This is a genomic window from Pantoea sp. GM_Pan_4, assembly GCF_026541005.1.
Lineage (GTDB): Bacteria > Pseudomonadota > Gammaproteobacteria > Enterobacterales > Enterobacteriaceae > Pantoea > Pantoea dispersa.
In genome coordinates, this window is the sequence record NZ_JALNUZ010000019.1 from 24,282 (window position 1) to 30,772 (window position 6,491).

A 6,491-nucleotide genomic window follows, 5' to 3' on the forward strand; every position below is an offset into this window, starting at 1 on the left:
GATGATAGCTTTACTTGCCAGCCACGCCACCCTTGCCGCCGACGGTCAAATCACGTTCGTCGGCGCGATTGTTGAACCCTCCTGTGATTATGCCGTGACGCGCAGCGTCTCGCTGAACTGCACGCGCGAAGGGATTAAAAAGAGCGAAACCCTGCAGGTTAATGGTGCCGCGCGTGAATTACCTTACGCGCTGGGCACCGCGCGCATTACCCGGGAGCGTGGTTTGACTTTTCTGCAGGTTGAATATAATTGATGGTTTTAAGTCTGATTTACTCAGCTGCTCATTATCGTAGTCATTATCACTGCCTGGCAAAGGAATGCTTTATAAAATAGAGTTTCTCTTAACCCATCCAGGCATTTCACTTCCAAAATAACAGGCATCTGATTAATCTGGCATCCAACGCTTCAGTCTGCAGATATTTTTAACTGCATGATGAGGGATATAAGCATCATTTGCGACTTCATGATTTTATATAAATATAGCGCCTGTACGGTGCCGCCGGAAATGCCCCGTCTGATGGCCGCGGCCGGGTATTCAGCTCGCGCGCCTGATAGCCCTTGCTGCATTGACTTCTTTCGTGGCGCAGGTACATTTTACGCCATGAAAACCTTTCTGATTATTGTCCCGGACGGCGGCATGCTGTTCGAAGCGGCGGGTATCGCCGACATCCTGATGCACGCCAACCTGCACCTGCCGGTGGGCGTGGCTGGCGCACGCTATCGTATCAGCATTGCAACCACGCAGCCGCACCAGGTGATCCACGGCCAGTCCGGCCTCAATCTGCTCGCCGATCTCAAACTGGCTGAACTCGATCCGCGCGAATGCTGGGACACCATCATGATTACCGGCCGCGGTGATAACCCCGAAGAACGCAATATGGTGGTGGACTGGATTAAGCTGGCTGCCCAGCAGGCGCGCCGCGTGGTGTCGATTTGCGGGGCGGCGATGCTGCTGGCGGAGGCGGGATTGCTGGATGGCCGGCGCGCCACCAGCCACTGGCGTCTGCTGGACACGCTGCAGGCCAGCTATCCGCGCGTGCAGGTTGAAGGCGGCCCGCTGTATATCCAGGATGGCCCAATCTGGACCTCTGGCGGCGTCAGTTCCGGCTTCGATCTGACGCTGGCGCTGGTAGAGGAAGATTTTGGTTTCAGCGTGGCGCGCGACATCGCGCAGGATATGGTGATGTATCTGCGTCGTCCCGGCGGCCAGATGCAGTTCAGCCGCTTTCACCTGCAGTCCGTCAGCGAGTCGGGGCCGATTGCTCAGTTGCAGAGCTGGATCGCCGCCCATCTGGCGGAAGACCTGTCGGTGGAGAAACTCGCAGCCCAGGTGGCGATGAGCCCGCGTAACTTTACCCGCGTGTTCAGCCGCGAAACCGGCGTTTCACCGGCGCGCTATGTGGCAGAAGCGCGGCTGGCGGCGGCGCGCGAGCGGCTGGAGCAGACGCGCGAGACGCTGGAACGCATCGCCATCGCCACCGGCTTTGGCAGCAGCATCAACCTGCGGCGCAGCTTCGAGCGCCAGCTGCATCTCACGCCCAACGAATATCGCCAGCGCTTTCACAGCCGCAAAATGGCGTAAAGTGATCCTTTTTTGTCGTTTACGCCAGTGCACGCCAGGCCTACAGTGACTGCAGTAACTTCACTAAGGAGTCAGTCATGATCAAGGTAGGCATTAACGGTTTTGGCCGTATCGGACGTAACGTATTCCGCGCCGCGCTGGGCAGCAGCGACATCGATATTGTGGCGATTAACGATCTTACCGACAGCAAAACGCTGGCGCATCTGCTGAAGCACGACTCCCTGCTGGGTCGGTTGCCGGCAGAAGTCAGCGCTGGCGACGGTGAACTGCGCATTGATGGCAAACCAGTGCGCGTGTTCAGCGAGCGCGATCCGGCCAATATTCGCTGGCGTGAAGTGGGCGTGGATATCGTCATCGAAGCCACCGGCTTTTTTACCGAGCGTGACAAGGCCGCGGTGCATATCACGCACGGCGGCGCCAAACGCGTGATCATCTCTGCGCCGGGCAAAAATGATGATTTAACGATTGTGATGGGCGTCAACGACCAGCGCTACGATCCGCAACAGCACTTTGTGGTGAGCAACGGCAGCTGTACCACTAACGGCCTGGCGCCCGCCGCGCAGGTGCTGCATCAGGCGTTTGGTATTGAGCACGGTCTGATGAACACCACCCATGCCTATACCAACAGCCAGGCGCTGCATGACCAGCCAGAGAAAGATCTGCGCGGCGCGCGTGCGGCGGCGCTGTCGATTGTGCCGTACTCCAGCGGCGCAGCTAAAGCGCTCGGCCGGGTGATTCCGGAACTGGAAGGCCGCTTAACCGGTTACTCGCTGCGCGTGCCGGTGCCGGTGGTCTCGGTAGTGGATCTGACGGTGACGCTGAAACGCGACGTGACGGCCGAAGAGGTGAATGACGCCTTTAAAGCCGCTGCTGCTGCGGGTCCGCTACAGGGTATCCTCGGCTACAGCGATGAGCCGCTGGTCTCCAGCGATTATCAGGGCGATGCGCGCTCATCGATTATCGACGGCTTATCGACGCTGGTGATTGGTGGCAACCTGGTGAAGATCCTTGCCTGGTACGATAACGAATGGGGCTTCTCCAACCGTCTGGTTGACCTCGCACGCCTGATGGCACAGCGCGGTCTGTAACCTCCCCGGCGGCGTGCGCCCGACCTGCGCGCGCCGCGCTAATGCGCCAGATAGAAGATCAGATGCATTCCCGGTGCCTGCTCAATTTGCAGTGAGGTAAAGGTGTATGTCTGCATCCTCCCTTCGACATCAATCAGGGTTTTATTGCCCGCGCCGATTTTCCCCACATCATGGTCATTCCACAGCGTGCGAAACCCAGCACTGCGCGCCAGCAAATCCTCGATCACCACATCGAATTCCTGCGCCTGATTGCTGGCGGCATAACCGGCGCGAAACGCCGACAGCGTATGGCGCGCCGCCTCTTCCCAGCCATGAATGCGCTGCTGGTAGGCTTCACTGATGAACATTAGCTTGAGCGAGTTGCGATCCGCCGGCGGCAGGGCCGCCCAGTCGACAATCAGCGACTGCGCTGCCGGATTCCAGTAGACAATATCCATGTTGGCGCGGCGCACAAACGCCGGATGTGGGTCCAGCGCATCCACCATCGCCCTCACCTCAGGCGGCAATTCATGACTGAAAGGTTGCGAATGTGCGTTACCAAACACCAGCGCTTCAAGATACTCCTGCTCGGTGACAGAGAGCTGTAGCACTTTGCCGATACGCTGCAGCGCGGCGGGCGAAATACTAATGTCGCGACCCTGCTCGAGCCAGGTGTACCAGCTGACGCTGACCGCCGCCAGCTGTGCCACTTCTTCGCGCCGCAGTCCGCTGACGCGCCGGTTTTGCCGGCTGAAGCCATAGATCTGCGGATCAATACGCGCGCGCTGGCGGGTAAGGAAGTTTTTCACATCTTCACCACGCGATTTGACGGCCTGGGTATGACCTGTAGTCATAGGATAAACCACCCCATTTTTCACTGACTGATTGACATTTACTATCACCGGACAGAGTAAGGTATCTCAGCGGAGTAAAGCAAAGTATGTCAGCAGATTCAGTTTCCGCCGGACGGCAAGCAGTCCGGCACACCCGGGTGAGCCTGATCACCATGCTCACCGGCATGGTGACCCTGATTGTGGTAATGGGTATCGGCCGCTTTTCACTCACGCCGCAGATCCCGCTGATGATCGCCAACGGTCACCTGACGCTCTCCAGCGCTGGTGTGCTGGCGGCGATGAATTATATCGGCTATCTGCTGGGCGCACTGCACGTGAGCCGCATCACCACCCATCACGCGCGCTACCTGAAGGCCGGTTTGCTGGCCACCGCGCTGGTGACCCTGCTCTCCGGCTTTAGTCATGCCTGGGTGCTGCAGTGCCTGTTCCGTGTGGTGGCGGGTATCGGTGGTGCCTGGGCCCTGATTATCGTCACCTCCTGGACGCAGATGGTGCTGGCACAGCAGCAAGCCCCGCGCATGTCCGCCGCGGTATTTGCCGGCCCGGGAGCGGGCATCACCCTGAGCGGCGTGCTGGCGTGGCTGATCACCCGGTTACACCTGAATGACGATCGCGCCTGGCAATGCTATGGCGTGGTAGCGCTGGCTGGCGTGCTGCTGCTGTGGCGCGCGCTGCCCGCGTCGCTCCCCGCCCGGCAGCGGGAAAGTGCGCCGGCGGCACCGGGTAGTGCGGTAAAACGGCTATGGCTGGCCTATACGCTGGCCGGTTTCGGCTACATTTTGCCCGCGACGTTTCTGTCACAAATGGCGCACAGCCTGTTTGCGCAGGGTCAGCTGGCAACGCTTTTCTGGCCGCTGTTTGGACTTTGCGCAGTGGCTGGTGTGGTGCTGATTATGCTGTTTTCTGCGCGCCTGAATACGCGCCTCAGCCTGACGTGGGTTATGATCCTGCAGGGGTTGGGCGTGGCCAGCGGCGTGCTCATCCCGGGCGTGAGCGGGCTGCTGATCTCAACGGTGATGGTCGGGCTGGGGTTTCTTTCGATTATGCAGCTGTCGATGCAGCTGGCGCGCGCCGTCTCCAATATCATCGTGGCAAAAACCGTGGCGATATTGACGTCAGGCTATGCCACTGGCCAGCTAATCGGGCCGCTGATCTCCGCCGCCAGCGTGCAGATTTTTGCTTCCCTGCACCCTGCGCTGATGCTGGCCGCTGGCGGACTGGTGCTGGGCGGGCTGCTGGTGCTGCGCATCCGCCCGCACTGACGCGCTTACTTCAGCGCCATCGCCTGCTTCAGCGTGAAGAACAGGTCGGTCTGATCGGTGAGGCCGACCACATTCGCCGCGTGGGGACCGTAGGCCGCGATGCGCAGCTGGGTGCCGGTGTGCTCCTGTGAATCCTCCTCCGAGTTACCGTAGCTGATGGTCATCACCGCGCCATCTTTGGTGTTGAGCGCCTGAGTCAGACCCGGCGCTTTGGTGCCGTTTTCAACGATCTGGCTACTGTGCGCGTGATCGGCGGTTACCACCACCAGTGTATCGCCGTGCTCGCGCGCATACGCCAGCGCCACCTGCACCGCCTCATCTAAATCGACGGTTTCACCAATCTGACCGCACGGGTTAGCAGCGTGATCCTGCTTATCAATCGACGCGCCCTCCACCTGCAGGAAGAAGCCGTTATCGTTGTGGCTGAGCAGGTCGATGGCTTTTTGCGTCATCTGCGCCAGGGTTGGCATTGATGCCGGACGATCTTTGTTGACCTCACAGGTCACCACCGGTTTATCCAGATTACCGTGATAGCTGGCTTTCGGCCCCTGCCAGCGCACCGGCATGTTGCCCTCCGAGAACAGTCCCAGCAGTGGCGTCTGTTGATTCGCCTGCTGTACCGCGTTCAGCGCGGCGAGATTATCGACCAGCTGGAACCCCCGTACTTCGGCCTGCTCGCGCAGGGTTTTACCCTGGTAGCCGCCCGCTTTAGCTCGCTCAGCGAAGGATTTGGCGCCGCCGCCCAGCGTGACGTCGGGACGGGTTTGCAGCAGCTGCTCGCTGATCGATCCTTTCCCGCCCTGCTCCAGCGCGTTACCCGGACACAGCTCAGTGGTTTTTTCCGGGCCGTAGCATTTGCGCGAGGTGACGTGCGCCATCAGCGCGGCCGGCGTGGCATCCTGCAGTTCTGCGGTCGAGACGTTGCCGGTGGCTTTGCCTGCTGCTTTCGCCAGCTCAAGCAGCGTAACCTGATCTGTGCCGTTGACATCGACGCCAATCGCGCCGTTATAGGTTTTCGTGCCGGTGGCCCAGGCGGTGGCCGACGCGGCTGAATCCGTTACGTAGTTTGGCTTATGCGTTTTCTTGTCCAGCGAGTAATGGGTGTACTGGCCGGTGAGCGGCAGCGCATCAATACCGGGAAAGAAGCCGCCGGCCCCCATGGCCTGATTGCGTGCCGCGGTGATTTCGGAATCGCCCATGCCATCGCCAATCAGCAGGATGACATTCTTCGCCGTGCTATTGCTCAATGAGGCTTTCAGCGCCTCGGTCTGGTCACCGCTCAGGCGACGCGCGCCGCCGTGCTGGGTAATATCGCCAGTGGCTGCGCGTTGATAGCTGGTGCTCTCTGCCAGCGCGGACGTGGTGGTGAGTGAAGCCAGCAGAGAGAGCGTGAAAAGAGGCAAGCGTTTCATTTATCAGCATCCTTATCCGTAGATATAACCAAATGTTTCCGCCGACAAGTCTGCGACAGTGCGGTGACACTTTTGTGTCAGTTAAGGAATGTTTTGATGACAAAAGCGCCAAAGTGGAGAGGCTTAAGGCAATCTGCGCAGAGGTTAAGCGAATAGAAAAAAAGGAGAAAATAGCCCTTGACCCTTATCGCTGAACTCCCTATAGTAGCGCCCCGTTGACCCAGTGCGGTCAGCAAACAAAATGTGGTGAGGTGTCCGAGTGGCTGAAGGAGCACGCCTGGAAAGTGTGTATACGGCAACGTATCGGGGGTTCG

The 6,491-nt window shown here is 59.5% G+C and carries 6 protein-coding genes; 4 read left to right on the forward strand and 2 right to left on the reverse strand.

Features of this window, described 5'->3' with window-relative positions; genetic code table 11:
* Position 1 precedes the first annotated feature (1 nt).
* The 3 genes from OXR61_RS22695 (at position 2) to gap (ending at position 2,670) form a co-directional block, all read left to right on the forward strand.
* Positions 2 to 253: a hypothetical protein gene (locus OXR61_RS22695; protein WP_150361533.1), complete on the forward strand. Its 252-nt coding sequence runs from the start codon at positions 2 to 4 to the stop codon at positions 251 to 253.
* Between the two features lie 348 nt (positions 254 to 601).
* Positions 602 to 1,582 (forward strand): helix-turn-helix domain-containing protein, encoded by a 981-nt coding sequence (locus OXR61_RS22700; protein ID WP_021509921.1) that lies wholly within the window; start codon positions 602 to 604, stop codon positions 1,580 to 1,582.
* A gap of 77 nt (positions 1,583 to 1,659) precedes the next feature.
* A complete protein-coding gene (gap, locus tag OXR61_RS22705) occupies positions 1,660 to 2,670 on the forward strand; it encodes a type I glyceraldehyde-3-phosphate dehydrogenase (RefSeq protein ID WP_021509920.1) in 1,011 nt (336 codons plus the stop codon).
* A gap of 38 nt (positions 2,671 to 2,708) precedes the next feature.
* On the opposite strand, the gene OXR61_RS22710 is transcribed toward gap, so the two are convergent.
* Positions 2,709 to 3,503, reverse strand: a complete 795-nt coding sequence (locus tag OXR61_RS22710; RefSeq protein WP_021509919.1) for a helix-turn-helix transcriptional regulator — start codon at positions 3,501 to 3,503, stop codon at positions 2,709 to 2,711.
* A gap of 86 nt (positions 3,504 to 3,589) precedes the next feature.
* Between OXR61_RS22710 and OXR61_RS22715 the strand changes: the two genes are divergently transcribed.
* A complete protein-coding gene (locus OXR61_RS22715; RefSeq protein ID WP_052022902.1) occupies positions 3,590 to 4,765 on the forward strand; it encodes a YbfB/YjiJ family MFS transporter in 1,176 nt (391 codons plus the stop codon).
* Between the two features lie 5 nt (positions 4,766 to 4,770).
* On the opposite strand, the gene phoA is transcribed toward OXR61_RS22715, so the two are convergent.
* Positions 4,771 to 6,177 (reverse strand): alkaline phosphatase, encoded by a 1,407-nt coding sequence (phoA, locus tag OXR61_RS22720; RefSeq protein ID WP_021509917.1) that lies wholly within the window; start codon positions 6,175 to 6,177, stop codon positions 4,771 to 4,773.
* Positions 6,178 to 6,491 lie beyond the last annotated feature (314 nt).